This is a genomic window from Paraglaciecola aquimarina (assembly GCF_032464635.1).
Lineage (GTDB): Bacteria > Pseudomonadota > Gammaproteobacteria > Enterobacterales > Alteromonadaceae > Paraglaciecola > Paraglaciecola aquimarina.
The window spans coordinates 1,690,542-1,717,378 of sequence record NZ_JAWDIO010000002.1 but is presented as its reverse complement, the minus strand read 5'-3'; the positions used below and the strand labels follow the sequence as shown (position 1 = coordinate 1,717,378).

Below are 26,837 nucleotides of genomic sequence, written 5' to 3'. Positions count from 1 at the left end.
GCTATGTACCTAATACCCAAATACATAGCCTTGCAACGGGTCATGCTTTACTTAGAGAATGCCGCGTAAATTGCCACTACCGCAATCACCAAAATAATGCTCGCCACTTTGGTGCCTTTCCAAGGTGTCATATCAATCGGCGTATTGGTGGTAATTTCCCAAGGATTTTCTCGTGGTGCGACTTTGGCTCCAATAAACATAATTAGCATTAAAGAGCCAAACACTATGCCCATGGTGTGGAAGTTACTTATCCCCGTTAACTCAGTCGTATTGGCACCTCCGTTTAAAGCAGGGTACGCAATCAATAACCCAATCATCACAACTAAACCTATAACCATAGAATAAAAAGCCGCCGCTGACGGTACTCGTTTATTCAGCATGCCCATCACCACAACCGCAAAAATCGGGATTGCATAAATTCCATTCATCGTTTGTAAGTAACTAAAAATACTTGAGGTTTTAGACAACAACGGCGCGCCAAACATAGCGGCAATAGCAATAACGGTGACAAATAACTTGGCGGTTTTAACGGTCTTTTCGTCGCTCGCTGTTGGATTGATTACGTGTTTGTACAGCCCTAAAGAGAATAACGCTGAGGTGGAATTAAGCGCCGCATTAAATGAACTTAAAATAGCGCCCACCATCACCGCTGCAAAAAAACCGGTTAACTGAGCCGGCAGTACATCTGCCACTAACTTGCCGTAAGCGTCATCGTTACTTACCCCTTGTCCAAAGTACAAGTGATACGCCACCAAACCTGGCAATACCAAATAAATTGGACCAAGCAGTTTTAAGGCACCAGTCAATAACACCCCTTTCTGGCCTTCGGCCAAACTACTGGCGCCCAATGTACGTTGGATGATTTGCTGGTTAGTACACCAGTAAAATAAGTTCAGTAACGCCACGCCGGTAAAGATGGTAGAAAACGGGACTTCTGAATCCAGTCCTTCTGCACCTGTTGAGTCCATACGCTCTGGATGTACCGTGCTGAGCGTTTCCCAGCCTGCGAGAATACCGCCATCACCACCTAGGACGTACAGCGCAAACGCTGCAATCATGAAACCACCCACTAACAATCCAATACCATTAATGGTATCCAATACCGCTAGGGTTCTAAGTCCACCAAATCGAGAATACATCATCCCCGCTAAACCTATCCCAATGCAGGTAATAGTTAACAAGGTAAACTCACTTTCTATGCCCGTTAATTGATGCAAATCCATCATATTAATCAGACCTTTAGCGCCACTGTATAAAACAATCGGGATTAACAACAAAGCGTAAGCTGCCAAAAAGATTGAATTAGCTAAGGTTTGTGTACGTCGGTCAAAGCGTTGCTCAAGAAACTGCGGGACAGTGGTGATACCTGAACGTAAAAACTTAGGCAAAAAGTAAGCCGCCATCAACACCAAGGCCAACACTGCTATGACTTCCCAAGCCATCACTGCTAAACCATTTTTATAAGCTGAACCATTTAACCCAACCATTTGCTCAGTGGATAAGTTGGTCAGCAACAAAGAGCCGGCAATAATTGGAAAGGTTAAACTTCTGCCCCCCAAAAAGAAGCCGTCGCTACTTTTGTTTTCGTAATTTCGCGTTAAATACCACGTCAGCCCAGCGGCAAACAGTGTAAAAAATAAAAAGGATAGGATTGTCATAAGTTTCCTCTAGGGTTTAATTTTCGGTCATATTTGTCGTTTTGCGACACCATACTGTTTACTAATTTCACACTCCAAAACCCAGCCTTAGTTATCAATTATTAATGCTGGGTAAACACAAACTCTGTTGTTGAGGAGAATGGTTGCTCTGGTTTGACTAACAGCGTTTTAAAGGCTGGCTCGGCTGGGGCATTAGGCATTTGCCCAGTTTCAAGACATACACCTTGCTGCGCGTGGTAGGCGACACCATTTTTGCCGATTACACTCTCATCTAAATAATTTGCACTATACAACTGCACGCCCATTTCAGTCGTACTAACCGTTAATTTTCTACCTGATACTGGCTCGTATAGCTGCGCAATTTCGGTCAACTCGCCTCGTGTGTGTTTTGCTTTAAAATAATGGTCATAACCTTTACCAATGATAATTTGCTTATTTTGGCTATTGATATCTTGGCCGATCTTTTTCGGTGTTAAAAAATCCAAGGCAGTGTTTTTAACCGCTAATAACTGACCAGTGGGAATGCCGTCATCATCAAGTTCGACCATTTGTTTTGCATGTAATGTAAGCCGATGCCCAAGTACGGTATCGCCAGTGCCTGACAAATTGAAATAACTGTGTTGGGTTGGGTTAAATACTGTGGCTTTATCGGTGTTTGCTTTGAAGGTAACCGCCAACTTACCCGAATTAAATATTTGATAAGTGACTTCAGCATTAAGCGTACCGGGATATCCTTCTTCTTGGTCGGCACTTGTGTAAGTTAGAATTAAACTTGCGCTATTTGCCGATACCGCAGACTTTGCCTGCCACACCACCTTGTCAAATCCTTGGTAGCCACCGTGTATTTGATGAGGCTTTCTATTGGTACTTAATTGGTATTCAGTACCGTCGATAAGGGCTTTACCATGGCTAATCCTATTAGCATAACGGCCAATGATTGCGCCAAAAAATCTATTTCTGTGTTCATAACTGCTTAACTCATCAAACCCTAACACCACGTCGGCAAAAACACCGTTTTTATCAGGTACTTCTAAATGGGTAATAATACCACCGTAGGTAATCACATTAAGCTTGATATTGTTGGCAACTAGACGATATTGCTCAACCTTCTTGCCGCTAGACAGCACCCCATAATCAAACACACTAACACTAGGTTTTTCAACAGCTTGCGGCTGATTTGACGTAACATTCGAGCAAGCAGATCCTATGACTAGAACCAGTCCTATCCATGTTTTAACCTTGGTTTTCATCATTAGCTACTTGGTTGAGAGGTTGGGATTAATACCTGCAAGACAATAAAAAGGGCCTAACTCCAGCCGGAAGTTGACCCCATGGCTATTGGCTTATCGAGCTATTTTTTGGCCTTTATTGCATCAATGCGAGATTGCAATTGCGCGACTACATCGGGATGCTGTGCTGCCACGTTGACTAACTCTTTTTGATCTTTCGATAAATCAAATAGTTGAGCGCTAGCCATCAGCCCATTTTCGATAGCGGTTTTGTTAGCCAACCAACCCGGCGTTGTACCACTGAAAGGCTCGACATATTTCCACTTGCCACTTCTTAGCGCCAGAGTGAAAGACTCCTCTAACATTTCACTTCGAGCATCTGCTCTGCTATCGAGTAAGGCGGGTAACACATCAACACTATCAATAGCCTCATCTTTTTCCAATGTTGCACCAGCCAGTCTTGCCAAAGATTTGTACAAGTCGATATGACTAATAAGCGCATCACTATCACCTTTATGCTTTAAACCATTTGGATAGGTTACTATCATAGGCACACGGGTGCCTGCTTCATAAGCGCTGTATTTTCCACCGCGAAATCCGCCAGCTGGATCATGAGAGCCGCGTAATTCTTCCGCCTGTATCGTTGTAACCATCATCCATTACTGGGCCATTATCGCTAGAGTAAACGATAATAGTGTTGTCATAGACACCTTGTTTTTTCAATTCCTCGACTATCTGACCGGTCATCCAATCCATCTGTAATATAGCGTCACCACGCGGGCCCATACCCGATTTTCCGGCAAACATTTTGTTCGGTACTCTTGGTACATGAATGTCATGGAATGGGAAAAACAGCATAAAGGGTTGATCTTTGCTCTCTCTGATAAACGTCTTGGCTTTGTCGGTAAATACCAGTGGAAACTCTTCATCTACCCATTCGGCAGATTTTCCGCCTTGCATCCAACCAATACGAGAAATGCCATTCACGACAGTCGCACTGTGCTGTAAGTCGGCTGTTTGTTTAAGCTGCTCTGGAATTTCAGTGCCTACTGGGCGATTACCAATGCGTTTTTCATAACTAACTGTTATGGGATCATTTGGATCTAAATTCAGCACAGTGTGATTTTCTAAATAGACTGTCGGTACTCGGTCGCCGGTGGCTGGCATCAAGAAGCTATAATCAAACCCCAGCTCTATTGGCCCAGGTTTGACGTCTTTATTCCAATCAACAAAACCGTCACCTAAACCCAGATGCCACTTCCCTACAACAGCCGTTTTATAACCAGCCTTTTGCAACATTTTCGGTAAGGTAGGTTTAGTATGATCAATAATCAGTGGGGCGTCGCCGGGTAAAATGGCCGCATCATTTCTAAAGGCAAACTGCCCAGTCAATAAAGAGTATCGTGAAGGAGTACAAGTTGCAGCCGAGCTGTGGGCGTCAGTAAAGCGAATACCTTCATTTGCTAAGGCGTCCACGTTAGGCGTGCTAGTGGCTGTCATACCATAACTACTCAAGTCCCCAAAACCTAAATCATCTACATAAAAAATAACAATATTAGGTTTATTTACTGTGGTTGAATCTTTTTCCACCACAGCTGTTGTTTTTGTTTCTTGCCCACAACCCAACAACAAACCCGCAATCATCATGGCTGTTAAAGATAATTTCATAGGAGATAAATTCACTTTCATTATTAGACTCTCAACTCGTCGCTGTTACTCAACATTTACGGCACATACTTGGTGCTAAACCACAGCCCCTTCCAATGTGCCACTGTATAAAAAAACACTTTCAAATACTAACTCGCTAAACATTTTAATTAAAGGGATATCGTTATCCCTTTATTGTATCTTAACGCTTAACTAAGCATCAAGATAGCTGTTTTTGCGCGCTTAAAAGTTACCTCGAATACCAATACGGAATTGACGACCTGTTTTATATTCAGACAAAGTACGACTGGTATCACCTTCATTGTCCATGGCATTGCCCTCATCAAATACAATAGGTGCACCGTCCTCAGTTACGCCCATAACAGTGCGAGTACTGGTGTAAAACGTGCGGCGAGAATCATTAGTTAAATTAAGGGCTTGAAACGACACGGATATGTTTTTGTTGATCTGGTACGAAGCGCTCAAATCTAGGCGATTGTTAGACTCTAGCCAAGATGCACCACTGGCCAATCCACGATTGACTAATTGAGTCGAATTGTAGCGATTTGCCAAGCGAATCATTGCACCGTCTTGTTCCCAAAACACTGTCACATTAGATGAATGCTTAGGTGTGAAAGGTTGTGGTAAAGGCTTAATTACCTGCCCTGTTGTAGCCGAGACTTCGGCGTCAGATTCAGAATCGGCATAGGTGTAGTTAATACTAGTACCTAAGCCTGCTAACAATCCTGGTAAAAAGTCAAAGTTCTGTGTGTAAGTGAACTCAGCACCTTGAGTGACTGCCCCTTTGCCATTTCGTACAACATCAACATTCAAAGCGTGACAGCCTAACGTAAGTTGCTCTCGTAGTTGTCTATGCATCATGCGGTCAGGCATACAATTTGAATTATTGGGTGTTTCTTGCCACTCCGCTAACCCGGTAATATTGTTAACGACAGGGTTACCTTCACTATCTATTATTTGATTAGGCACAAATAAGACATCATTTAAATTATTAATACCTGACATGTCATAGTTATCTCGTTGATCAGTCCATAAATAGACTTCACTCACGGTTTCTTCAAAGTTTGTCATGTCTTTGCGGAACAAAGCCAACGACAACAAACTGCTAGAATTAAAGTACCATTCTAATGACAGATCTAAATTATTAGACTCTAATGGTAAAAGGGCTACATTGTTAATTTTGCCTGATCCCCTTAATTCCCAAGCACTTTCTCGAATAGATCCACCTGGCGTGGTTGAGTCAAACTTAGGTCGAGCCATCGTTTTTGTCGCAGAGAATCGGCCGATTAGGTTTTCAGTAAACTGATAATTTAGATTTAAACTAGGCAACCAAACATCATTTGTCGCTTCATCTGCCACCAGTAAAGGCCTGAGGTTAGCCACAACGCCCATTTGTTCACCGCCGTTAACTAAGTTACCCATTGCGTCATTGACCGTTTTATCGTTGGTTGAGCGGTCTGCCAACGCTTTAATTTCTGCCGTGGTAGAAAAACGACCATTATTACCGTTAGGCGCCGCTTCATTTCTGACCACAACAGGTACACCGTTGTCCCAAACAACCTGTAGAATATAATCTTCGTTGCTAGGATCTACGTCTTCAGCGCTCAAATTCTCCCCTGGCTCAGCTAAATGCGTATTCGCTCTTTTCAAATGAAAGGCATGAGTCAGTTGATACAAAGAACAGCTACCAGCAGCCTGTAAATTAATAGGATAACTATTTTTATCTGAATTTCCTGGGGTTGGAGCGATCCATACAGGCTCATCACATTGTGGTTGGCTGGTATCAGCATATTGTATTAGCTGCTGAGGGTCATAGGTATTGCTACCACCTTGATACTGTATTTTACTGTAGGCTTCTGAATAAGTAGTGGTTTCTACATAACGCAAACCTAAATTCCCCGTTAGACGCCCGTCTAAGTATTCGAAATTAATTTTTCCATAGATAGCTTTGGCGTCTTGATCTCATGACACGAGAACCAGAGTTGTCGATTTTCAACCTTACATCTTTGCCACTTTCACCATTTGAAGGCGTCACAATTTCTAGCGCTTTAAAAGGGTCTACTACATCCCAACCAGACATATAAGCTTGATCACGGCCATCTAAAATACCCGCCATAAAATCGTCAACAGGAAACGCTTTGTCATCAAGTACATCAGCTAAGCGAATAGTCGAAATACCATTAATTGAGACTTCCTCCCCCTCAGCATTGAACACAGTTGCGCCATCGGTAAACGTGTCTCTTTGGGTCACAATGTCTTTGACTCGATTGGTGTACTTAGCGCCGAACTCAATTTTGGTCATACCGGCAAAATCGACTGTCCAATCAAAATCTAAGAACAAAGATTTATTCGTATCAGAATTCGAATTGTCATATTTAGTTAAATTAGCCGCACCAAATAAATTCGGATCTAAGATATTGGTTAGGCTGGGGGCAAAGTTAAGGGTGACATCGTCAGGTGAATTGACTTGCATTAAACCTGTTGCCACATCGATGCGGCACTGAGAACCCGTACAGTCATAACCAGCCGGCTCAAGGGTAACGACATTCGGATCATCCGAAGTCAAAGGAATGTCATACATGCTGGTGTTGCCTACACCATTAGGTGTCATGAATAGACCAATATTATCTTTACTGTCAGATTCAGTACGAGAATACCCCACTAGAACATTCATTTTTAAATCTTCGCTCAACCAATGCTGTAGATTCAATGTGGCAATATTAGTGGCCTGCTCATAACCACCTACATTTCGGTATAGGCGCGATTTAGCATGGCGCGAATAGCGCTTTACCAAGGTGTCTGAGTCTCGATCGACAGTCCACCAATCTTGTTGCGGGTCGCCTTCATTATTGGTATCTAACAAACCAAACTGCATATTGAAGTTTTGATTATCTTCAACAATATCTTGTTGAGAGTGGCTCAAATCTAATTGGATATCAGTATTCTCTGATGGCGCATATTGAAAACCAGCCGTAATTGATTTTCGATCGCGCTGATTGGTATTAATAATTTGGCTAGCGTCAGACATAGTCAAGGCATACAAATCACCCGTATTTACAATTTCACTATTCTCGTCAAAATCAGCGGGCGACATGCCATCTTGGGCAATTCGAATAATCTTACCTGTCTCGGCATCTCGGGCTTTACCATCTGGGATATTAATAGACGCTTCATGCCAACCCGCTCTATATTCATCTTTACGGGTGTGCTGAGTCTCATCAGAAGCCGTGACGATCACACCAAAAGTGTCATCAAAATACTTGTCTGAAAAACTAAAAGACAGCTTGCGATCCACATCATCAGAGAACTGGTTATAGCGGCCTTGCACTTCAAAGTTTCGTCTCGGTTTTTTAATGTTTAAAGGCTTAACGGTTTTTAAAACAACATTAGCCCCCAATGACCCCTCGTCTTGGTCAGCAGCAGAGGTTTTTTGCACTACAATAGAAGATAAAATATCAGAAGAAAAAGAGCTCAAATCGACACTTTGGTCGGCAACAGGTGAACCACTTCCACCACTTAAACCACTGGTAAGTGCCACACCATTCATTGAAATTTGATTTAATGAAGCGCCCGCACCACGGACTGCAATACGCGTTCCCTCACCGTCGCTTTCCTGAACTGTAACACCGGTAACTCGAGATAATGCATCAGCAATGTTTTGATCTGTAGACTTACCCACATCTTCAGCATGAATAGAATCAGTCACGCCATCAGAGAAACGTTTATTGTTAATCCCTCTTTGTAAGCTCCCTCTAAATCCTTTCACCGTGATAACTTCAAGGTCTTGCTCGGACTGTGCTTGTTGTTTGCCCGTAGCTTCTTGGGCAAACGCTCCTTGAGAAAATAAAGCAGTGAATATAGCTGCCGAAGTGGCTGTAAGTGTAAAATTACTGTTCATGTCGTTTACCATCACCTGTTGTAGTACAGAATTAATGAGTCGATAGCTAGATTATAAACTGCTACAAATCAACTCTAGAACAAAAGGGAATACGTTCTCCCTTTATTTCTTACAAAGAATACATAACAATTTCAATATTTGCTAATTAATTGTTAATCAAAACAAGCAGAAATGATTTAAAGAAAACAAAAACAAAAAAATAGGCCATTAAAAACAACAACTAAACAACTCATCCAACCACCTTACATTCATTTACAAACATACTGTAAATTAACAAATATAAAATTTATTCGGGAAAACGTTACCAAATACATTGCATGATTCATATTTGTACAATAGAATTTGTACACATCAATACAAACTGTGCGCGAAGGACATTTTTATGGCGCTGTTTAACAATACCTACTTATCTGTTGGTTTTAGCAGCTTGTGCTGTTGCGCATTACTCATTCCCTTTTTCACCATTGCCAAAAGTCAGCCCTCACAACCTAATATAGTCGTATTTTATGTAGACGATTTAGGTTGGGGCGATCTCAGCAGTTATGGCGCAACTCAAGTCAATACTCCCAATGTCGACGCATTAGCAAGTAACGGCATACGATTCACTGACGCCCATAGTTCAGCAGCGACCTGTACCCCATCTCGCTATTCGCTCCTGACAGGCGAACACGCATTTAGGAAAAAATCAAAATTCTTAAGGGAGATGCGCCTTTAGTCATATCCACAAGCCAAGCCACTTTACCCAAAATGTTACAAGCACAAGGTTACCAAACTGCAGTAATAGGTAAGTGGCACTTAGGTTTAGGCGATGGTGTCACTCCAGTAAATTGGAATGCAGAAGTAAAAGCTAGGACCCTTAGAGATCGGGTTTAACTACAGTTTTTTATTGCCAGCTACCGGAGATCGGGTACCTTCTGTCTATCTAGAAGGCCACAAAGTAGTCAATTTGGACCCAAGCGATCCCTTGTATGTTAGTTACGAGCAAAAAATAGGCTCTCGCCCAACTGGCTACGAAAATCCAGATCTATTGCGCCAAGGTGCAGATTCCCAGCATGACAAGACGATTATTAATGGGATAAGTCGCATCGGATGGATGCAAGGCGGAAAAAGTGCCGAATGGATAGATGAAGAATTCCATACTGTTACTAGCAATAAAGCCAAGCAATTCATCAATCAGAATCAAAAAATCCGTTCTTTTTGTTTTTTCGTTTCATGATATCCACGTCCCTCGCCTACCCAACAAGCAGTTTAAAGGCAAAACAGACATGGGAGTGCGGGGTGATGCAATAGTACAAATGGATTGGATTACTGGGCAAGTGGTTAATCATTTAAAAAAACTAGATTTACTAGAGAATACCCTCATCATATTTACCAGTGATAACGGTGCTGTATTGACCGATGGTTATGATGACGAAGCGCTGAACCGCGTTGGTCAACACAAAATGAACGGGCCCTACAGTGGTGGCAAGTACAGCGCATTTGAAGGAGGAACCCGTGTTCCATTCATTGTGCATTATCCAGCCAAAGTGAAAAAAGGCGTTAGTCATAGTTTGTTTAGCCAAATAGATTTATACGCTTCTATCGCCACGTTACTTAACTTACCATTACAAGATAACGAAGCTATAGACAGTGATAACCAGTTATCCGCCTTGTTTAACCATAAAATAAAAGCTCGTACTCTTTTGGCAGAAGAAACACCCCATGCCCAGTCTTTGCGAATGGACAACTGGAAGTATATTCGCGCCGTGAAAAAATACCTTCTTGGGTCAAACCCAAAAAGAACATCGATCCTGGCACATTAACAACAGCACAATTGTATGACTTAAATGTCGACCCAGGTGAGACCAACAATTTAGTGAATGATCACCCCGAATTAGTGGAAGCGCTAGAACAGAAATTACAACACATTGAAAAACGTAAACAACGTATTGTTAAAGGATCATAATATGAACTGGTTGAAAACACTTGGTATCGCTGTCGCTACTATTTCTATCGTCGCCTGTAACCAAACACCCAATATTAACGCACAAATGAACACGCCTATCACAACCGCTAAAACGGTATCGAAAGTAAACAACAACCCAAACAAACCCAATATCATTTGGCTTGTTTTAGAAGATATTTCTTTAGATTTAGCGGTATATGGTACCCCAGCGGTTAAAACACCAAACTTAGATAAGCTAGCCAATGAAGGAATGCGCTTTAATAAAGCTTATGCCACCGCAGCGGTTTGTTCGACCGCACGCTCAGCATTTTTCACCGGAATGCATGCAACCAGTATTGGCGCTCATCATCATAGAAGTCATCTTGACGACGGCTTCATGCTACCTGAAAACGTTAAAATGATGTCTGAGTACACTCGAGAAGCCGGTTACGTCAACTTATTAATGGGGCCAAAACAAAAAACAGACTTTAACTTTAACCACCTTGGTAGCGCATTTGACGCACAAGATGGTGAAATAAAATACTCAGGAGGCGCCTACGAACATGCGCCAATAGAGATGAAAATACTGGCGCGCCCAGCATGGCAAACCTACATCAAAGAATATGCAGGCAAACCATTTTTTGCTCAAATCAACTACAGCGAAACACACAGGACTTTTGTGGCCGATCCGAAAAACCCAGTCGACCCAGCAGCAGTGAGATTACCTAGTTATTATCCAGATCACGAAATTGTACGCCGAGACTGGGCGCTATATCTAGAAACGGTACAAACGGTCGATCAAAAAGTTGGCAACCTAATGGCAGAGTTAGATGCAGCGGGCGTACTAGACAACACTGTTATTTTCATTTTTGGTGACCATGGCCGTGCCATGTTACGTGACAAACAATGGCTATACGATGGTGGATTAGAAGTGCCATTAATTGTTTGGGGCACGGGGATTCAAGCCGGCCAAGTAAGCGACGAATTAGTGAGTTTAATAGACATCATGCCCACCAGCATGGATTTAGCTGGTATAGAAGTACCAGATTATATTGAAGGCCATATATTTTTGGGTGATAAAAAACAGCCTAGAGAATACATATACGCCCACAAAGATAGATGTGACGAAACAGATGATAGAGTGCGCGCGGTTCGAGATCAGAGATTTAAATATATAAAAAACTTCTGGCCCGAAAAGCCTTATACCGATTTTAATACCTATAAAAAATTACAATACCCAGTACTCACTTTAATGCAAAAGCTGCATGAGCAAGGTAAACTGAATGCAGCTCAAGCGCCTTTCTTTGCTGATTCAAGACCCCCTGAAGAATTGTACGATACCTTGACGGATCCCGATGAAACCCACAACTTAGCCAATGATCCCAAATACAGCAAGCAACTTAAAAAAATGCGTGCAGAGTTAGTGAAATGGCAAACCGAAACCAACGATCAAGGCATGATAGATGAATCACCAGAAGTTAAACAATACTGGGACGACTTCTTTGCAGAACACTATCAAACCCAAATGGAAGCAAGAGGTTTAAGCACAGATGTTGACCATGACACTTACTTGGCATTTTGGGATACATTCTTAACAACGTTAGGTAAATAATAATGAAAAGATTAGCCATACTGGCATTGGTGTGGCTAGTATTCTCTGCCTGCCAAGTGCTAGCACTCAACCTCAGGTTAAAGCGGAGTCTGCACAAGTACAGGTTATTTTGATGGCAGGCCAGTCTAATATGGCTGGCGCTGGAAACTTTGACGCTCTAGACCCAAAGACTAAAGCTCGACTACGCCAGCTTGGTGATCAGATTACAATTGTAACCAAAAGACAAAGCATACAAGCAACCAATAAGCAGCTATTTACCGAGTCCAAGTATCATTTAAAAAAATACGGTTTCGAACGTACCTTTGGTCCAGAATTAGCAATGCTTTTGACACTCACGGCAACGCATCCCGAACAGCGATATTTAGTGATTAAAACTGCTTATGGGGGCACGTCTTTGCATGGAGCATGGAACCCCAATTGGAGTCAAGACAAAGCCCAAGCAGCAGAGCAAGGCGCATACAAGCAAAGCCTTAAGCTATTTGCCGAACACATACAACAAATACAGCAAACTTTAGCCTACTTAACACAACAAGGTACCAACTACAGATTGCTGGGTTTGGGTTGGTTACAAGGTGAGAACGACACCAATAGCGCCCTTAAAGCTATGCACTATAAACAGAATTTACAGAACTTAGTGGCGGCTTATCGTACTCAACTGGCGCAACCAGAATTAAAGGTCGTTGTCGCTCAAATCAATATGCAGGCAAAAAAATACCCTGAAGGCACAAACTTAGTCAGAACAGCTCAGCAGCAGGCCGCTGACGCAGATCCCTTTATACGTTTACTCCCAACCTCATTGGATCCAAGCTGGATTGATTACCCTAAACACTTTGATAACGTGCATTACAACACAAAGGGGCAAATAAACATGGGCAAGACCTTCGCTAGCGCATTCTTGTCCTTTTAGTCTTTTTAAGAGCCGCTAATCATTTTTAGTAAAGTTATTGTAAACAAAAGGGAGAACGTTTGCCTTTATGAGGCTTAACAAGCTAAGCTCACGTTAATTTAAGCCTATACACAATATAAAGCTGTCAGCTAACACTCGGAGTCATCTATGTTACGTAAATGTTTTACTACTTTAGCTTTTGCTACCTTATTCAGTTCGCAGGTAGTTCATGCTACTGCCCATAATCATTCTGCAATAGTAAGCATAGATACTGACTACACCCTCAGTAAAATTAGAGTGGCTGACTATCAAGATAAATCAGTTGTCATAGCGTCTAGCCATAAAGGCACAATCGTCGCCTATTCCACAAAAGGCAAATTGTTATGGGAAAATCCCTTGTCAGGTTATATGAATCACGACCTGTGGACGGCCGATTTAGATCAGGATGGCAAAGACGAAACTCTAGCAGCCAATGCCGATGGTCATATCTATTGTCTGTCAGATTCAGGGCAGCTACTGTGGTCATTCAAAACCAATGACGCCCCTATGTATTCAGTGACAGTGCTCAAGGATAAGCAGAAAATCTATGTGCTGGCAGGAAGTTATGACAAGCATTTGTATTATTTAAATCCACAGGGTAAGCAACTTAAACGTATTTACGCGGCTGACTATGTGACGACTAAACCTTGGGGCATTAAAAACAAAGGTAACCAGCCTAAAGGCACCCGAAACCCTGCAGCAAATTTAGAAATTGCCAATTTTATACGCCCATTAAAAGACCAGCACAATCAACCTATTATAGTGATGCATGGCACCATGAACTCCATGCAATCGGCTGGCTCTTTATACTTCTTCAAACCCTTAGCTGATACTCCTTTCAAAACAGTTAAATTAACCGCAGCGAAAAGTCCGGTTGGTGATTTACGTATTGCCGATTTTAATGGCGATGGAGCCGACGACATCCTAATGGGTAGCACCAAAATGAAAGGACAAAGCGTTTCCATATTCGATTTGGCTAACGATAAATTGCTTGCCTACCCATTGCCTAAATTGCATAAAGTTTTCGCTGAATTCGGCTACCGTGTAGCACAACCTGAACTAGTTACTCATCAAGGTCAGCAAAAGCTGGCGATTTGGTACGGTAATATTTTGGGGATCTTGCCTATTCATCCCCAATCGACTAAAGATAAAATCGCGATCTACAAAAACCAGTATGCATACAATGATATGGTGAAGTCCCCTAAAACTGGGCACATCATTTTAGCCAGCGCCCAATCTGGTGGCAGCAGTTTCCATATTATTGATACTCAAAAAAGTACTTGGGCAGATGATTTTGCCAAACTAGAACCCAAAGGTAAATTGGCTGAGATGTTAGCCAACACTGACAAACTAAAAACGGACTTAGCCAACTATAGTGTCACCAATAGCACCGTAACCAATAGCCAGCTTAATCCAGTGTATTTAATGTCTGACTATAACCAAACAGATAAAGCGGTAATCGATAAGATTTCTGCGCAATACTCTTCGCCAGTATTTCTAGGTTACGGTAATCTGCGTTCAGAAAATTGGGATCGTTCGTCAATTAAGAACGAGGTATATAAAAATAAACGTGACAAACGACAAAAGTACGACCAAAGCCAGCAACAAATATTAAGTAAAGCCAAAAAAATATACCAAGATGTGCCAGGCGCCGCTTACTGGGGTGGCCATGGTAATGACCCATTTTTTAGAAGTTTCGACACTCATGTAAAAACGTTACAAGTCGCTGGCGACAAAAAAACAGTCATGATCTTTCCAGAACTAGCTAAATACGACAAAGATTTTGAATACGTATTATCTGATTTTGTCTTTCCACTGGCCGATAAATTCAAACAAACCGATGCCAAAATGTTCTTGCGCAATAAGCATACTTTTTGGCAATCAATGATTTACAAAAGAGGCTGGGCCGACTTGGTGTCGGGTAAATATGCCGATGTCTTTATTCCCGCCATGGAAGAAACCACTGATAAGTCCATGGACTTGAGTATTGCCGCTCGCACGGGATTGTGGGCCAGTGGCGCAGTCAACCAATGGGGAACCCGTTTTTCAAGAGACAACACAAGCTTTGACCGACTGCGTCAACATTCCCACCAAATGGTGCCCAATTTAGCTTTAAGGCAGTTTGTATATCATATTGCTAACGGCGCGACTTATATTAATAATTTTGCTTATCACAACGAATACTTAGCCGTGCTATGGGACTTGATAGGAAAAGGAATACTATATAACCCTAAGCCCAAACAAATACTCAGTTACTCTCCCGTACACCTAAGTATGTTGGAGCCCGACGGACATTACGTAGATGAAGGCAACAACGTTAAATGGCTAACTTTTTCGACCAAGAAGTCGAAGACAACAACCCAATGGTGTTTAGCCATTTAAATGGCTCTTAGCCAGGAGCGCCGGTAACTAAATGGGACTATTCTCGCTATGCATCAGGGGTACAAGACAGACACCTAAATTACCTGCCCCCTCAACCCAATGGCATGGTATTAATTACCCCGCCACAACATGGTAGCTATGCTGATAAAAACGCGCCACGAGGAAAGTTAGTCGATCACCTCCACCCATTGTATAAGAATATCATGAGTGAGTTTTACACAGATGGGCGACAGTATTTTTCTGCCGACGGAAAACACACCTATGCTGCCAACACTTACTATCAAGAGGTAGCGAAAACCATACAACAAAAAAGTCGATTATTGCCTATCACTGTAAAAGGCGACGCCGCATGGGTAGTCGCGCAAATTGCCCCCAAAAGACTGCGACTCACCTTAATCGATGGCGGCTATATCAACCCAAAATCGACCCAAGTAGAAGTCTCGTTTAATACCATTAAACCCACTAAGGTTATTGATATAGTAGACAATACTGAATTCTCGTTAACTCAAAATAAAACCATGGTTACCATTCCAACAGGATTATTTCGCTTTATTGATATTGAGCTAACAACCCCTTTATAAATACCGATGAAAATGGCGAGTTAGCTGCTTTTAAAGCTCGCCCACGGCAACATCACAGCGGACTTTTCTCTAGGTTAACGGCATTTGAAAGGGAACAACCATTCCCGCAAACCCTCACCTTGTTCAAAAACCGCTGGCTTGTTCTGCGTTGATTGTTTAATTAATGGCATGGCTATAATCCCTTGCGATCATGAAATACATTCTGGGTATAATCGAAATAACTAACCTACTCGACATTTCCCCACAGCAACGGATTAGATGATGCCCCTGATTTTCACCGCAATAATCACCACTTTACTCGCAGGCTTAGCGATGCCATTAGGTGCCGTAATCGCACAAACTGTGAAATTTAAAAAACAATCGCTGAATCAAGAATTCAGGCATACCGTCACAGCCTTTGGCGGCGGGGCTTTGTTATCTGCAGTCGCCCTAGTGTTGGTGCCAGAAGGAATCGACGTGCTTAACCCGATACCTGCCTGTAGTTGGCTTATTGTGGGTGGATTAAGTTTTATGGCCCTTGATATATTTCTGAATAGAATCAACACGCCAGCAAGCCAACTAGCTGCCATGTTGGCGGATTTTGTCCCCGAATCTATTGCTCTTGGTGCTGCCTTTGCAACTGGCAATAACCATGCATTTTTGCTCGCGGCTTTAATTGGCTTGCAGAATCTACCGGAAGGTTTTAGTGCGTATCGAGAGTTATCCTCGTCTTCTACTTATACCGCTAAAAAGCTCATACTGGTATTTGCGCTTATGGCCTTATTAGGCCCGATTGCGGCTGTGTCTGGGTTTTTATGGTTGTCGGATTCACCAGCCATTATTGCTGCTGTGATGCTATTTGCCTCTGGCGGGATTTTATACGCAATATTTCAAGATTTGGCTCCACAAGTCAAACTAGAAAAACACTGGGCACCGCCTATGGGCGCGGTGTTTGGATTTGTATTAGGTATGTTGGGGTTAATGCTAACAAGTCCCTAAACAATAGCCAGAAAGAGAAAAGGCAATTATTGCCTAATATTTAACAACCTATAATGACAACCTAGCAGTGTTAAGTTATTGGTAAGTCAGATATACTCACAGTCATTGTTAACAATTAACACAGATAATAAAATGAATAGATCCCTTCTTCTATGCCTAACTGTTGTTAGCCTTTTGCTATCCTTTGCTGGCCACAGCGAAGACAAACGTCCTAATATTCTAGTCATACTGTCAGACGATGCCGGCTATAGCGACTTAGGTAGTTTTGGTGGCGAGATTGATACCCCAAATCTTGATGAACTAGCTGCCGGCGGACTCCGCCTTAGTTCGTTTTACAGTAATGCTAGATGCAGCCCCACTCGCGCTACCCTACTCACTGGGGTCGATGCTGCCCATGTTGGTTTTGGCGGCGGAGTCGTAGGAGACTGGGTACGAGAAATGCCATTTCCCGCTCATAGAGGCCGCCTTCCCTACGAGCAGCCTTTAATTTCTGAATTATTAGGCGCAAATGGTTATCAAACCTTAATGGCGGGTAAATGGCATTTAGGCGGCAGTTACATAAAAGAACACGTCAAGCAAATGACCCCTACTTGGATTAAAACCCACCTAGGAATGGAGTTGACCCAGAAAGAAATGGAACTAGACTATCTAGGTTTACCTCCACAAAGAGGATTTCAAAAAAGCTTTGTATTCCATGGCGCTCAAGGCAATCTGTTTTTTACTCCACAAGATAAACATCAATACTATGAAGATAATCAACCCGCCCAATTAACCTACGATTATCACTACAAAATGCACTGCTATACCAAGACAGCATTCAATAAAAAACGTTATGGTGGCTGTGACGGTAAATCGGGTAACGCCTTTTACGCCACCGATGGCATGACAGATCGTGCCATCGGCATGCTCAAACAAGCATCTAAACAACCTCAACCCTTTTTATGTATGCCGCATACCGTGCACCACATAAACCATTACAAGCACCCGAGCCACTGGTACAAAAATACCTTAAACGTTATGCAGACTTACAACACATTGCCGATGGTCGCCATCAAGGATTGATCGAACAAGGTTTATTTCCTCAAGACGTCAAGGTCGCTAACAACAACTTTTCATGGACCCAAGCAGAACAAAACAAAATCGAACAATACCGCCAGCAAGCAGCGGTACATGCCGCAATGGTAGAAAAAATAGATGACAACGTGGGCAAGCTGATAACAGCGTTAAAGGACAGTGGAGCATACGACAATACCCTCATTTTTTATTTTTCTGATAACGGTGCCGCTGCTCATATTGGCGACTTAATGAATTCCCCCTACAAAGGAGTAAAAGCGTTGTTGTGGGAAGGGGGCAAGAGCTCATGCCATTGTTAGCTGGCTAGAATTATAAAGCCGTGGCACCATTTCGGATGACCTTATTTGGGTAGGTGACATAGTGCCGACCTTGTTAGATATCACCAATACTGAGTTTCCAAGTCAATTTCATGGCTCAACGCCCAGAAAACCAGACGGGCGCAGTATAGTCGCTAGCTTAAAAGGACAATCAATGCCTCCCCCAGAAGCTATCTATTTTAATGATAAAGGCCAACAAAGTGTGATTTATCAAGGACGTTGGAAACTACTGATAGAGGCAGGTTGGTATTTGCAAACTAAGGCAAAACCGGGGATCACTTACGAGCTATACGACATTAAAAAAGATCCGGGAGAAACCCACAACCTAGCTAAAGACAAGCCTGATTTAGTTAAAAAACTAACTGCGATGTGCGAGAAATGGAAAGCAGAGAATAAAATAGTCGACTACGCAGAGATCATAAAAATTAAACCCCAAGATCCTTATTAAAATGAAGGGATGAATATGGAATGCCCAGCGGCTTTGGTCTGCATTTTCGCTATTTGACCGAGAACAACCATTGACCGCTTGGGCAACTCACTGAACATGTAGCCGACAGCAGTTCAATGAACACGTCACGCCAATAGCGACTCTCTAAGGGCTAGCAACCTTGATCAATTGCCCTTTCTTAAGTGAGCTAAAATCGGCCTTGTCGCCCTTGTATAGCAAAGGCACTTTTTTGGCTCGAAAAGCGTTAATATAATAACGCGTTGGCCATGCATGAGGGGGAATATCCGCATATTCGACAGTTTGCCGTTCGCTCACATCAAAGGTAATAGCATTGGGTAGGGCTTGATTACTGCCGGGCACTGTATCTCGAGTATCGATGTAATTGTCACTAAAATCGGCACATGAACCAAAATTGTCGATACCATAGTCCCAAAAAAATCCCGAATAAACCGACACAGGATCTAAATAAGTCGTTTGCACAAGCAAATCAGCAGCCACCGACTTCGCTCCTTGGCAAATCCCTAAAACGACAAATGAACCACAACTATGGCCGATGGCATGAATGGCTTTTAAACGAGGAAGGGCCGCCAAACGTTTACCTATTTCAGTACCTATTTTTTTACCCACCACAGAGCACGTAAACACGCTATCAGAATAATATTGCCAGTCAATGCTATGGTTTTGCTGAGTAACGCCAGTCATTTGTGGGTAAGGTGTCGTTGTCATCCATTGCTGTAATTCATCCCCCCAACTCGCAGACGTGTCATGCACCCCATGAGCAGACAAAGTAACGTACTCAACATCCTGTGCCACGGTAAATTGGCTAACAGAGGAAAAGTCACGTGGCCAATAAACATAAACGCTAATACCCAAAGTAATCAGCACAAAAGGGATAGCCGGTATCACCACCAGCCACCAAAACATTAAACGTATTATTTTTTGTCTAGTTAGAATAAACACAATTTAAGCGTTTCCAATTAATTAAAGCCCCACAGAGTATTGAATCACTGGCCGCGCGCAGATCACAGGGAAAAGCAGTTGCCAATTCGACTCACTATGATAACACCGCTAAAGGCACGATATATGCCCCTCTAGTACCACGAACTAGACGCGAATATTTAACTAGACAAGCTAGCCATAAAATTACTCAGTCGACGCAACCCTTCTTCTAGCTCAGATTCAGCTGAGGCAAAAGACAAACGCACATATTGTTTGTGGTGTTGCTCACTAAAATCATTACTTGGGGTAAGGGCAACGTGGGCTTCTTGTAATACCCTTTCGCAAAACGTCATGGCGCTCAGCCCCGTTGCTGTTACATCAATATATACATAAAATGCGCCGTCAGGTTCAACCGGAACCGGCAAACCACAGGTTTCTAATCCAGCCAATACCAGTTTTTTGCGCGCTATCAGAGCCTTTCGTCGAGATTCACATACCGCAATTGAACTTGATGTAAAGCACTGCAATGCCGCTTTTTGGGCCAGCGTCGATGGGCAAATATAGTAATTCTGTGCCAATCGCTCTAACACCTCCACAGCCCGTTCGGGCACCACACACCAACCTAAGCGCCAGCCTGTCATACCAAAGTACTTTGAAAAGCTGTTAATGACCAAAGCTTCATCATCAAAGGCCAAAACACTTTGCGGTTGGGCACCATTGTCAGCGTGATGTAAATTCAAATAAATCTCATCCACAATCCGCCAAGCCCCTTGGCTACGGGCGAACTCACACATGGCCGCCAGTTCATGTACAGCTATTGCTGTACCGGTAGGATTAGAAGGTGTGGCTAGCATTAAGCCTCGGGTGCCGCTATGCCCTTTTTCTCCGCTATGCCCATTTTGCCAGTATTGCTTAAGCAACTGCATGTTTAACTGAAAACGAGAATCTGCTTGAGTAGGCACTAACTGCACCTTGCCACCAAAACTTTGAATGAACTGTTGATTACATGGATACGCTGGGTCGGCCATGATGACTTGATCACCAGGGATCAACAAAAGCCGCCGACAATAGCAGCAAAGCAGCTGAGGCTCCGGCTGTCACTACGACGCGCTTTGGGTCAATGTCCAATTGATGGGTCGTTTTATAAAAGTGGGCAATAGCTTGGCGTAATTCTGGTAAACCAAGAGCTGAGGTGTAAGGCAAGGGTGCGCTAACCGCTAATTCCTGCATCGCCTTCAAAACATCGGGCGGAGCACCAAAGTCAGGTTCGCCTATGTTGAGTTTGACTACATGCTTGCCTTGGGCTGCTAAGACGCTGGCTTTTTCACTGAAAGCCATGGCAAAAAAGGGCGAAATTGCCTGTGCCCGTTGTGAATATTTCAAATGATAAAACCCTACTACCCAAAAAAACGACAACTATACCCAAAATCATTGGAATTGCACTGGCTCAAACAAATGAACAAGCAATATTACTGTTTATTACTGGCATAGTGCTTGCCTTTGCCTAGCTTGTTCACCCTGCGAAATACTGTTGGCATGCCATCAACCTTTCAATATTAACCAAGCCCAGAGGATAGAAGTATGTATAAGCCTGAACTTGAACGACGCCGATTTTTGCAACGATTAACTGCTGGTGCACTCGCCACCACGTTAGCAAGCTGCAGCGCCCCCATAGCAGGTCACGGCCTAAAGGCTTTGTTAGACCTTTTTCACGCAATCCGCTAATCGCCCCAAAAATATCCAGCGGCAATATAGTGACTCAAGTTGTAGGTCATCGACCCTATCGACCAGCGGGTTTCGTTGTACGTAAAGAAGCCTTTGCCAACAAAACACTGGTGCACAATTATGGGCATGGAGGAGGTGGCATTTCCCTATCGTGGGGCTCATCAGCCTTAGCCGTTGATCAAGTGATATATTCTGGCCATAAACAGGCCGCTATTATTGGCGGCGGAATAATGGGTTTAACCACTGCGAGGTTACTCCAAGAAGCGGGTTGGCAGGTCACCATCTATAGCAAAAGTGTGGCCCGCCACACCACATCTCATGTAGCCGGTGGCGAATGGGGCCCCTTTAGTGTGCATGACCCCTTAGTGTCTAGCCCGGCTTTCAAACGGCAAATACAAACGGCCGCTAAAATAGCTCATCAAACCTTCTCTAGTATGGTCGGCGAGCACTACGGCGTGAGTTGGACTGAACTTTACTCTATGAGTAAAAAGCCACCAGAACCCCATGGCGAATTCGATCAATTCTACCCGTTTAAGCAACAATACGGACCAGGCTCAGCATCCCTTTGCCAGTGAATATTGCAATGGCTCTTTGACCATGATCATTGAAACAGATACCTTTATGCGACGGCTAATTGAAGAAATCTATCAAGCGGGCGGTCGATTCGAACCTCGCTATTTTAAGGATCAAGAAGCGTTACTAGGTTTAGCAGAACCGGTTATTTTTAACTGCACAGGCTTAGGCTCCCGTGCCTTATTTGGTGACCAAGACATTATGCCAGCCAAGGGCCAGTTGGTGCTCATGCCGCCCGATCCTGCTGTAGATTATTTAACAGTTGGCGGCAGTGACAGTAAAAAGCCGCTATATATGTTTTCACGCAAAGACGTGATGATAGTAGGCGGCACGTTCAAACCTGGAGACTGGTCTACCGAACCAGAGCCTTTAGAAACCGAACGTATTATTCACGAGCACCAACAGTTGTTTGCTGGTTTAAAGCGCTAATCAGTTGTTTTATCTAACCACCAAGACTTGCCCAGCGTAAACTATTGCTTAGCTTAAACGATACTTATTATCCAGAGCTCAGGTTAGCTACTCCCTTTACAAGGCAGTAGCTAGCTCAAATTACTCGTAACGCAAGGCGTCAATTGGCTCTAACTTTGAAGCTTTCAATGCAGGGTAATAACCAAAGAACACGCCAATAAAAGCAGAGAAACCTATGCTCAATAACACCACGTCGGTATTGATCACGCCACCGGCACCAATGCCATAATTATTGCCTAAGAACACAAATAAGTAAGCAATGAGTACCCCTACTCCTCCACCCAAACCGCACAGTACAATAGACTCAATTAAAAACTGTTTAAGAATATCCGAAGGCTTAGCGCCTACAGCCATACGTAAACCGATTTCTCGGGTGCGCTCGGTAACAGACACCAACATGATATTCATAATACCAATGCCTCCCACCACTAAGCTAACTGAGGCAACCCAAGCCAAAAGAGTGTTAAACACTTGCATCGTTTCGGCTCTGGTGGCGATCATCTCTGATACGTTACGGATCCGAAACATGTCATCCCCGTCAACGGGGATGCGCATTCGTTGGCGCAATAACCGTGACATTTCCGACTCAATGTAATCCATGTCTTCACCGTCATAGGCACTGACCTGAATAAAACGTACAGACTTGGGATTAGTGGAGTCAATGCCCGTTATTTTGTTACGCACCGTTTTAATCGGCAGAAAAATCACATCGTCTTGATCTTCGCCACGCGCATCTTGGCCTTTGGCTTCTAATATGCCCACCACAGAGACATTAAAATTCTTCACGCGTATGGTTTGACCTATCGCCTCACTCATGCCAAATAACTCAGAGCGTAAACGTTCACCGATAATCGCCACCTTGGCACCGCTGTTAATTTCCTGAGTAGTAAACTCTCGCCCATTTGCGATTGGCCAATCACGCACAATAAAGTAGCGATTGTCGATGCCACTAATCGTGGTAGACCAATTGAGATTACCGTAAATGATCTGGCCGTTTGAAGACAAATAAGGCGCAGCAGACTCAACTCAGGCACTTGTTTTTCGATCAAATTAGCGTCGTCTTCATTAATTTTGACCACAGATGCTGCGCGAGCGCCGCCACTGGAACGCCTGGCCCCGGTCACAAAAAACACATTACCGCCTAATGACTTAATTTGCTCGTCTACTTGTTGCTGGGCACCTGCGCCCATGGCCACCATGATAATGACCGCCGATACACCAATGATAATGCCTAACATAGTTAAAAAGCTACGTAACAGATTGACCCGCAAGGCAGTCATGGCGGTCTTGAGTAGGATAAAGATTCTCATTTGGCTTGCTCTTCTGTCGCGATACGAGGCTTGGGGTTTATATCGTCTGCCACTAATTCGCCGTCACGAAAGGTCAATCTACGTTTGGCAAATTCGGCAATTTCCGGCTCGTGAGTGACCAAGATAATGGTCTTTCCTTGTTGGTTCAGTTGCTGAAAAAGCGCCATCACTTCTAAGCCAGTTTGGGTGTCTAAGGCCCCTGTTGGCTCATCCGCTAAAATCATAACAGGTTGGTTCACTAGGGCTCTGGCAATGGCAACCCGTTGTTGTTGGCCACCAGATAGTTGCGCGGGATGATGCTCCATGCGACTGCCCAAGCCAACTTGTTCTAAACAGCGCTTAGCCCGTTCTAGCCATTGTGATTCTGGTACTTGACTGTACAGCAACGGCAAGGTCACATTGTCCAAAGCGCTGGTACGAGGTAACAAATTAAATTGCTGAAAGACAAAGCCAATTCGTTGATTACGAATAGACGCCAATTCATTCTTCGACAGGTTAGCCAGCTCAATTCCATCCAAAGCAATTGAGCCTTCGGTGGCGATATCTAAACAACCCAGCAAGTTCATCATGGTTGATTTTCCCGAACCTGAAGAGCCCATAATGGCCACAAATTCACCCTGTTGAATCTGTAAGTCTACGCCTTTTAAGGCATAGACTTTTTCGTCACCCATTTGATAAATCTTTTTAGCTTGCTTAACCGTAATCAGTGCAGATGGCATTATTGATTCACCTTTTGTGCACGCACTGTGACTAAATCTCCTGCCGCTAATTCATCTGACTCTATTTCACTGTATTCTAAATCAGAGATACCTACTCTGACATTAACTCGACTTGGCTGCCCATCACGTAGCACCCAAACCGTGCCTCGTTGGAAATTATCATCTTTCTCTCTATTTCCTCGCGGTCTACGATTTTTTTGATTTAGTGCTTTGTATTGCTCCATTTGCTCTGGGCTCAAGAAGCTGCGTAACTCTATATCCATTTGGCTACGAATTTTTTTCATCGTATCGTTTGGACCTTGTGGAGGCCCGCCGCCCATCCCACGAGAAGACTCTCTGGCTGCAGCCATGCTCTGTTGCATGTTTTCCATGGTTTGGGCGAGTTGTTTTTGTTGAGCGGCATTTAACTTGAGTTGTTCGGCTAATTGTTTAGCACGGCCCGACATGCCAGCGCCTTGTTCATTGGCTGATTGACCTTCTGGGGTATAACGTAGGGCGGAGTTGCTCACGCGCAGCACGTTGTCTCGTTGCCCTAAAACAATATCCACGTTGGCTGTCATACTCAGGTAACAACAATAACTCTTTATTTTCTAGCCCAATAATGACTTTGTAAGTCACAACATTGCTGGTCACAGTAGCCGATTTTCTGACTTGGGTAACAGTACCAGTAAACTTGCGTTCGGGATAAGCATCAACGGTAAATTTAACCCCTTGCCCTTGTTTGATCCTGCCAATGTCAGCTTCGTCAACATCCGTTTCAATTTGCATCATGACCAAGTCTTGAGCAATAGAAAACAGGGTCGGTGCCGACAAGCTGGCTGATACGGCTTGGCCCTTGTCTACTTGCCGATCAATCACCACCCCGTCCACTGGGGAGCGAATAAAAGTTCGGTCTAAATCCAACTTAGCTTGCTCTAAGCTAGACATGGATTGTTTAACTCTTGCTTCGCCCACTAAAATAGCCGCTTTGGCGGTTTCGATGCTGACCTTAGCTAATTGATAAGAGGTTTCGCTGATATCTAACACAGAATCACTCACTAACTTTTTATCTCGTAGCTCACGATTTCGTTGGTATTCTCTTTCGGCAAGTTTGGCTTCGGTTTGGGCTCTGCTAAGCCCCGCTTGTAACTGCACTAAATAAGCGCGAGACGAAGCTAAATCTGCTTCACTCTGACGCAACTTAGACTGCACTGTGCGATCGTCTATACGGGCAATAACTTGGCCACTGGTGACAATATCATTAAAGTCCACATTTAGTTGAGAAATCAATCCTGATAACTCAGACCCTACGTCAACTGTCACCACAGGCGAAATTGAACCAGAGGAGTTCACCGTGCTTTCAATTTTACCTGTTGTAATTTCTTGCGTGTGATACTTAATTTGTATGGTGCTTTGTTCAGGCAAAAACCACCATGCAGCCACAGCAACAAGTAAAACGACAACCATTGCCTTAGCAAATGAGCCAAATTTCATTATTCCTTTACCTTCTTAAAATAAGAGCGATTGCCCTCTACCTAAGAATTAAACCACAAATCATAGTTAAGTTATGTCAAGGTATTGTAAAGGGAGTCACCCAAGCTGTGTCAAAACGTGACAGCCAAGGTGACTTTGCTAAAACGAAGAGAAATTGTCGCTGCCACTGCCGAGTTATTAACAGCATTACGGTAGGACATCTGCAGCCATAGAGACCTCTGATTTCTTAGACGCTTGTTCGCGCAGACATTGGGTAGCCGTATCCTACGGCTAAATTTTGTCACTAAAAACTGTAGCTAATTCCTATATTAGCAGCAGTAGACACTAAATCGCCCATATTGTACCTTTCGAAACCTGCATTCATACCAATACCCATATCCCATACGTACTGCCATCCGACGGCTAAATACAAGCCTGTCCCATCATCATCGTGCAGGATTTGACTACCGTCACTTAATTCATACTCATAAAACTGTGCACCGACTTTGGCATATAAACTATTACGTTGTGAAATAGGAACCACACCTTTAATAGCCGTTACCAAGTTAGAATACTCCACTTCGTCCACTCCTAAGCCAAACAATGAGCGATTATTTGTCGAGCAGTGCCAATCATCGTGCCTATCTTCATAGCAATCCCACTCATCAACATCCGCTCCAACGTTCAAGCCGACCTCAAGGGCGAAGTACTTTGTAAAGGCGTAATTATAAAAGCCGTAAATCTGAACGACCCCATCACCATCGTCCTCTGAGTCATTAAACTCAATACCTCCAGTAGCAATATGCCCTCCAAAACTATGTGCCTTAACAGGCGTCTGTGCACATAAATGAAGTGAAAACATAGAGGTGAGCGCAACGAATAATGCAGTCTGTAATTTTCTATTCATGAGTCATTCCTTTTAAAGTAAAGAGTAGCGGTAATTTACCTTAAACCTAG

General features: G+C 43.4%; 26 protein-coding genes and 4 pseudogenes. 17 read left to right on the top strand and 13 right to left on the bottom strand.

Going from position 1 to position 26,837, the window contains the following annotated elements; all coding sequences use genetic code 11:
• Positions 1-47: 47 nt before the first annotated feature.
• The 5 genes and pseudogenes from RS130_RS08760 to RS130_RS08740 all read right to left on the bottom strand — a co-directional run bounded on the left by RS130_RS08760 (position 48) and on the right by RS130_RS08740 (position 8,453).
• Positions 48-1,658: a solute:sodium symporter family transporter gene (locus RS130_RS08760; protein WP_316025641.1), complete on the bottom strand. Its 1,611-nt coding sequence runs from the start codon at positions 1,656-1,658 to the stop codon at positions 48-50.
• Positions 1,659-1,759: 101 nt separating this feature from the next.
• A complete protein-coding gene (locus RS130_RS08755) occupies positions 1,760-2,911 on the bottom strand; it encodes an aldose epimerase family protein (RefSeq protein WP_316025640.1) in 1,152 nt (383 codons plus the stop codon).
• 98 nt (positions 2,912-3,009) lie between these two features.
• Positions 3,010-4,555, bottom strand: a pseudogene (locus RS130_RS08750) (sulfatase family protein).
• A gap of 222 nt (positions 4,556-4,777) precedes the next feature.
• Positions 4,778-6,442, bottom strand: a complete 1,665-nt coding sequence (locus RS130_RS08745) for a TonB-dependent receptor domain-containing protein (protein ID WP_316025639.1) — start codon at positions 6,440-6,442, stop codon at positions 4,778-4,780.
• Positions 6,443-6,482: 40 nt separating this feature from the next.
• Positions 6,483-8,453 carry a TonB-dependent receptor plug domain-containing protein gene (locus RS130_RS08740; RefSeq protein WP_316025638.1) on the bottom strand — a complete coding sequence of 657 codons (1,971 nt, stop codon included), beginning with the start codon at positions 8,451-8,453 and terminating at the stop codon, positions 6,483-6,485.
• Between the two features lie 382 nt (positions 8,454-8,835).
• Between RS130_RS08740 and RS130_RS08735 the strand changes: the two genes are divergently transcribed.
• From RS130_RS08735 to RS130_RS08675, 14 genes and pseudogenes are all read left to right on the top strand, one after another.
• Entirely contained in the window at positions 8,836-9,168 is a 333-nt protein-coding gene (locus RS130_RS08735; protein WP_316025637.1) for a sulfatase-like hydrolase/transferase, read from the top strand.
• Between the two features lie 32 nt (positions 9,169-9,200).
• The gene (locus RS130_RS08730; RefSeq protein ID WP_316025636.1) at positions 9,201-9,326 is read left to right on the top strand and encodes a hypothetical protein; all 126 of its coding nucleotides are present in this window, start codon (positions 9,201-9,203) and stop codon (positions 9,324-9,326) included.
• A gap of 13 nt (positions 9,327-9,339) precedes the next feature.
• A complete protein-coding gene (locus RS130_RS08725) occupies positions 9,340-9,669 on the top strand; it encodes a hypothetical protein (RefSeq protein ID WP_316025635.1) in 330 nt (109 codons plus the stop codon).
• Complete coding sequence (locus RS130_RS08720; RefSeq protein WP_316025634.1) at positions 9,578-10,255, top strand: sulfatase-like hydrolase/transferase; 678 nt, start codon at positions 9,578-9,580, stop codon at positions 10,253-10,255. Before RS130_RS08725 ends, RS130_RS08720 begins: the two co-directional genes overlap by 92 nt.
• Before the next feature lie 11 nt (positions 10,256-10,266).
• Entirely contained in the window at positions 10,267-10,398 is a 132-nt protein-coding gene (locus RS130_RS08715) for a hypothetical protein (protein ID WP_316025633.1), read from the top strand.
• A gap of 1 nt (position 10,399) precedes the next feature.
• Entirely contained in the window at positions 10,400-11,989 is a 1,590-nt protein-coding gene (locus RS130_RS08710) for a sulfatase family protein (RefSeq protein ID WP_316025632.1), read from the top strand.
• A gap of 31 nt (positions 11,990-12,020) precedes the next feature.
• The gene (locus tag RS130_RS08705) at positions 12,021-12,896 is read left to right on the top strand and encodes a sialate O-acetylesterase (RefSeq protein ID WP_316025631.1); all 876 of its coding nucleotides are present in this window, start codon (positions 12,021-12,023) and stop codon (positions 12,894-12,896) included.
• A gap of 147 nt (positions 12,897-13,043) precedes the next feature.
• Positions 13,044-15,296, top strand: a complete 2,253-nt coding sequence (locus tag RS130_RS08700) for an outer membrane protein assembly factor BamB family protein (RefSeq protein WP_316025630.1) — start codon at positions 13,044-13,046, stop codon at positions 15,294-15,296.
• A 23-nt stretch (positions 15,297-15,319) separates the two neighbouring features.
• Positions 15,320-15,535, top strand: a pseudogene (locus RS130_RS24080) (hypothetical protein); the annotation flags it as partial.
• An 81-nt stretch (positions 15,536-15,616) separates the two neighbouring features.
• Positions 15,617-15,877 (top strand): hypothetical protein, encoded by a 261-nt coding sequence (locus RS130_RS24075; protein WP_487369326.1) that lies wholly within the window; start codon positions 15,617-15,619, stop codon positions 15,875-15,877.
• 261 nt (positions 15,878-16,138) lie between these two features.
• The gene (locus RS130_RS08690; RefSeq protein ID WP_316028010.1) at positions 16,139-16,855 is read left to right on the top strand and encodes a ZIP family metal transporter; all 717 of its coding nucleotides are present in this window, start codon (positions 16,139-16,141) and stop codon (positions 16,853-16,855) included.
• 132 nt (positions 16,856-16,987) lie between these two features.
• Complete coding sequence (locus tag RS130_RS08685; RefSeq protein ID WP_316025628.1) at positions 16,988-17,917, top strand: sulfatase-like hydrolase/transferase; 930 nt, start codon at positions 16,988-16,990, stop codon at positions 17,915-17,917.
• Positions 17,848-18,228 (top strand): sulfatase-like hydrolase/transferase, encoded by a 381-nt coding sequence (locus RS130_RS08680; protein ID WP_316028009.1) that lies wholly within the window; start codon positions 17,848-17,850, stop codon positions 18,226-18,228. The genes RS130_RS08685 and RS130_RS08680 overlap by 70 nt, the downstream gene beginning before the upstream one ends.
• Before the next feature lie 61 nt (positions 18,229-18,289).
• Positions 18,290-18,694, top strand: coding sequence for a hypothetical protein (locus RS130_RS08675; RefSeq protein ID WP_316025627.1), 405 nt, complete (start codon positions 18,290-18,292; stop codon positions 18,692-18,694).
• 144 nt (positions 18,695-18,838) lie between these two features.
• On the opposite strand, the gene RS130_RS08670 is transcribed toward RS130_RS08675, so the two are convergent.
• Both RS130_RS08670 and RS130_RS08665 read right to left on the bottom strand, forming a co-directional pair.
• Positions 18,839-19,654 carry a hypothetical protein gene (locus RS130_RS08670; RefSeq protein WP_316025626.1) on the bottom strand — a complete coding sequence of 272 codons (816 nt, stop codon included), beginning with the start codon at positions 19,652-19,654 and terminating at the stop codon, positions 18,839-18,841.
• Between the two features lie 158 nt (positions 19,655-19,812).
• Positions 19,813-21,016 (bottom strand): annotated as a pseudogene (locus tag RS130_RS08665) (aminotransferase class I/II-fold pyridoxal phosphate-dependent enzyme).
• 198 nt (positions 21,017-21,214) lie between these two features.
• Between RS130_RS08665 and RS130_RS08660 the strand changes: the two are divergent.
• The 3 genes from RS130_RS08660 to RS130_RS08650 are packed head-to-tail and all read left to right on the top strand — an operon-like array spanning position 21,215 to position 22,360.
• On the top strand, positions 21,215-21,358 hold the full coding sequence (locus tag RS130_RS08660; protein ID WP_316025625.1) for a twin-arginine translocation signal domain-containing protein: 144 nt from the start codon (positions 21,215-21,217) through the stop codon (positions 21,356-21,358).
• Between the two features lie 29 nt (positions 21,359-21,387).
• Entirely contained in the window at positions 21,388-21,933 is a 546-nt protein-coding gene (locus tag RS130_RS08655; RefSeq protein WP_316025624.1) for an FAD-dependent oxidoreductase, read from the top strand.
• A complete protein-coding gene (locus RS130_RS08650; protein ID WP_316028141.1) occupies positions 21,863-22,360 on the top strand; it encodes an FAD-binding oxidoreductase/lyase in 498 nt (165 codons plus the stop codon). Before RS130_RS08655 ends, RS130_RS08650 begins: the two co-directional genes overlap by 71 nt.
• Positions 22,361-22,480: 120 nt before the next feature.
• Here RS130_RS08650 and RS130_RS23500 read toward each other — a convergent pair whose 3' ends face one another.
• The 6 genes and pseudogenes from RS130_RS23500 to RS130_RS08620 form a co-directional block, all read right to left on the bottom strand.
• Positions 22,481-22,798 (bottom strand): ABC transporter permease, encoded by a 318-nt coding sequence (locus RS130_RS23500; RefSeq protein ID WP_346433340.1) that lies wholly within the window; start codon positions 22,796-22,798, stop codon positions 22,481-22,483.
• A gap of 231 nt (positions 22,799-23,029) precedes the next feature.
• Positions 23,030-23,589 (bottom strand): annotated as a pseudogene (locus RS130_RS23495) (ABC transporter permease); the annotation flags it as partial.
• A 116-nt stretch (positions 23,590-23,705) separates the two neighbouring features.
• Positions 23,706-24,428 carry an ABC transporter ATP-binding protein gene (locus tag RS130_RS08635; RefSeq protein WP_316025622.1) on the bottom strand — a complete coding sequence of 241 codons (723 nt, stop codon included), beginning with the start codon at positions 24,426-24,428 and terminating at the stop codon, positions 23,706-23,708.
• Positions 24,428-24,937 (bottom strand): hypothetical protein, encoded by a 510-nt coding sequence (locus RS130_RS08630; protein ID WP_316025621.1) that lies wholly within the window; start codon positions 24,935-24,937, stop codon positions 24,428-24,430. The genes RS130_RS08635 and RS130_RS08630 overlap by 1 nt, the downstream gene beginning before the upstream one ends.
• Positions 24,888-25,901 (bottom strand): efflux RND transporter periplasmic adaptor subunit, encoded by a 1,014-nt coding sequence (locus RS130_RS08625; protein WP_316025620.1) that lies wholly within the window; start codon positions 25,899-25,901, stop codon positions 24,888-24,890. The genes RS130_RS08630 and RS130_RS08625 overlap by 50 nt, the downstream gene beginning before the upstream one ends.
• A 283-nt stretch (positions 25,902-26,184) precedes the next feature.
• The gene (locus RS130_RS08620) at positions 26,185-26,787 is read right to left on the bottom strand and encodes an outer membrane beta-barrel protein (protein ID WP_316025619.1); all 603 of its coding nucleotides are present in this window, start codon (positions 26,785-26,787) and stop codon (positions 26,185-26,187) included.
• Positions 26,788-26,837 lie beyond the last annotated feature (50 nt).

Bases quoted from the DNA above. Each gene is read 5' to 3' on its own strand.
- RS130_RS08755 (WP_316025640.1), bottom strand. From the start codon at position 2,911: ATGATGAAAACCAAGGTTAAAACATGGATAGGACTGGTTCTAGTCATA.
- RS130_RS08635 (WP_316025622.1), bottom strand. From the start codon at position 24,428: ATGCCATCTGCACTGATTACGGTTAAGCAAGCTAAAAAGATTTATCAA.
- RS130_RS08620 (WP_316025619.1), bottom strand. From the start codon at position 26,787: ATGAATAGAAAATTACAGACTGCATTATTCGTTGCGCTCACCTCTATG.
- RS130_RS08700 (WP_316025630.1), top strand. From the start codon at position 13,044: ATGTTACGTAAATGTTTTACTACTTTAGCTTTTGCTACCTTATTCAGT.
- RS130_RS08760 (WP_316025641.1), bottom strand. From the start codon at position 1,658: ATGACAATCCTATCCTTTTTATTTTTTACACTGTTTGCCGCTGGGCTG.
- RS130_RS08625 (WP_316025620.1), bottom strand. From the start codon at position 25,901: ATGAAATTTGGCTCATTTGCTAAGGCAATGGTTGTCGTTTTACTTGTT.
- RS130_RS08740 (WP_316025638.1), bottom strand. From the start codon at position 8,453: ATGAACAGTAATTTTACACTTACAGCCACTTCGGCAGCTATATTCACT.
- RS130_RS08690 (WP_316028010.1), top strand. From the start codon at position 16,139: ATGCCCCTGATTTTCACCGCAATAATCACCACTTTACTCGCAGGCTTA.
- RS130_RS08730 (WP_316025636.1), top strand. From the start codon at position 9,201: ATGTTACAAGCACAAGGTTACCAAACTGCAGTAATAGGTAAGTGGCAC.
- RS130_RS08710 (WP_316025632.1), top strand. From the start codon at position 10,400: ATGAACTGGTTGAAAACACTTGGTATCGCTGTCGCTACTATTTCTATC.
- RS130_RS23500 (WP_346433340.1), bottom strand. From the start codon at position 22,798: ATGTTGGTGTCTGTTACCGAGCGCACCCGAGAAATCGGTTTACGTATG.
- RS130_RS08685 (WP_316025628.1), top strand. From the start codon at position 16,988: ATGAATAGATCCCTTCTTCTATGCCTAACTGTTGTTAGCCTTTTGCTA.
- RS130_RS08660 (WP_316025625.1), top strand. From the start codon at position 21,215: ATGTATAAGCCTGAACTTGAACGACGCCGATTTTTGCAACGATTAACT.
- RS130_RS08720 (WP_316025634.1), top strand. From the start codon at position 9,578: ATGAAGAATTCCATACTGTTACTAGCAATAAAGCCAAGCAATTCATCA.
- RS130_RS08735 (WP_316025637.1), top strand. From the start codon at position 8,836: ATGGCGCTGTTTAACAATACCTACTTATCTGTTGGTTTTAGCAGCTTG.
- RS130_RS08650 (WP_316028141.1), top strand. From the start codon at position 21,863: ATGGCGAATTCGATCAATTCTACCCGTTTAAGCAACAATACGGACCAG.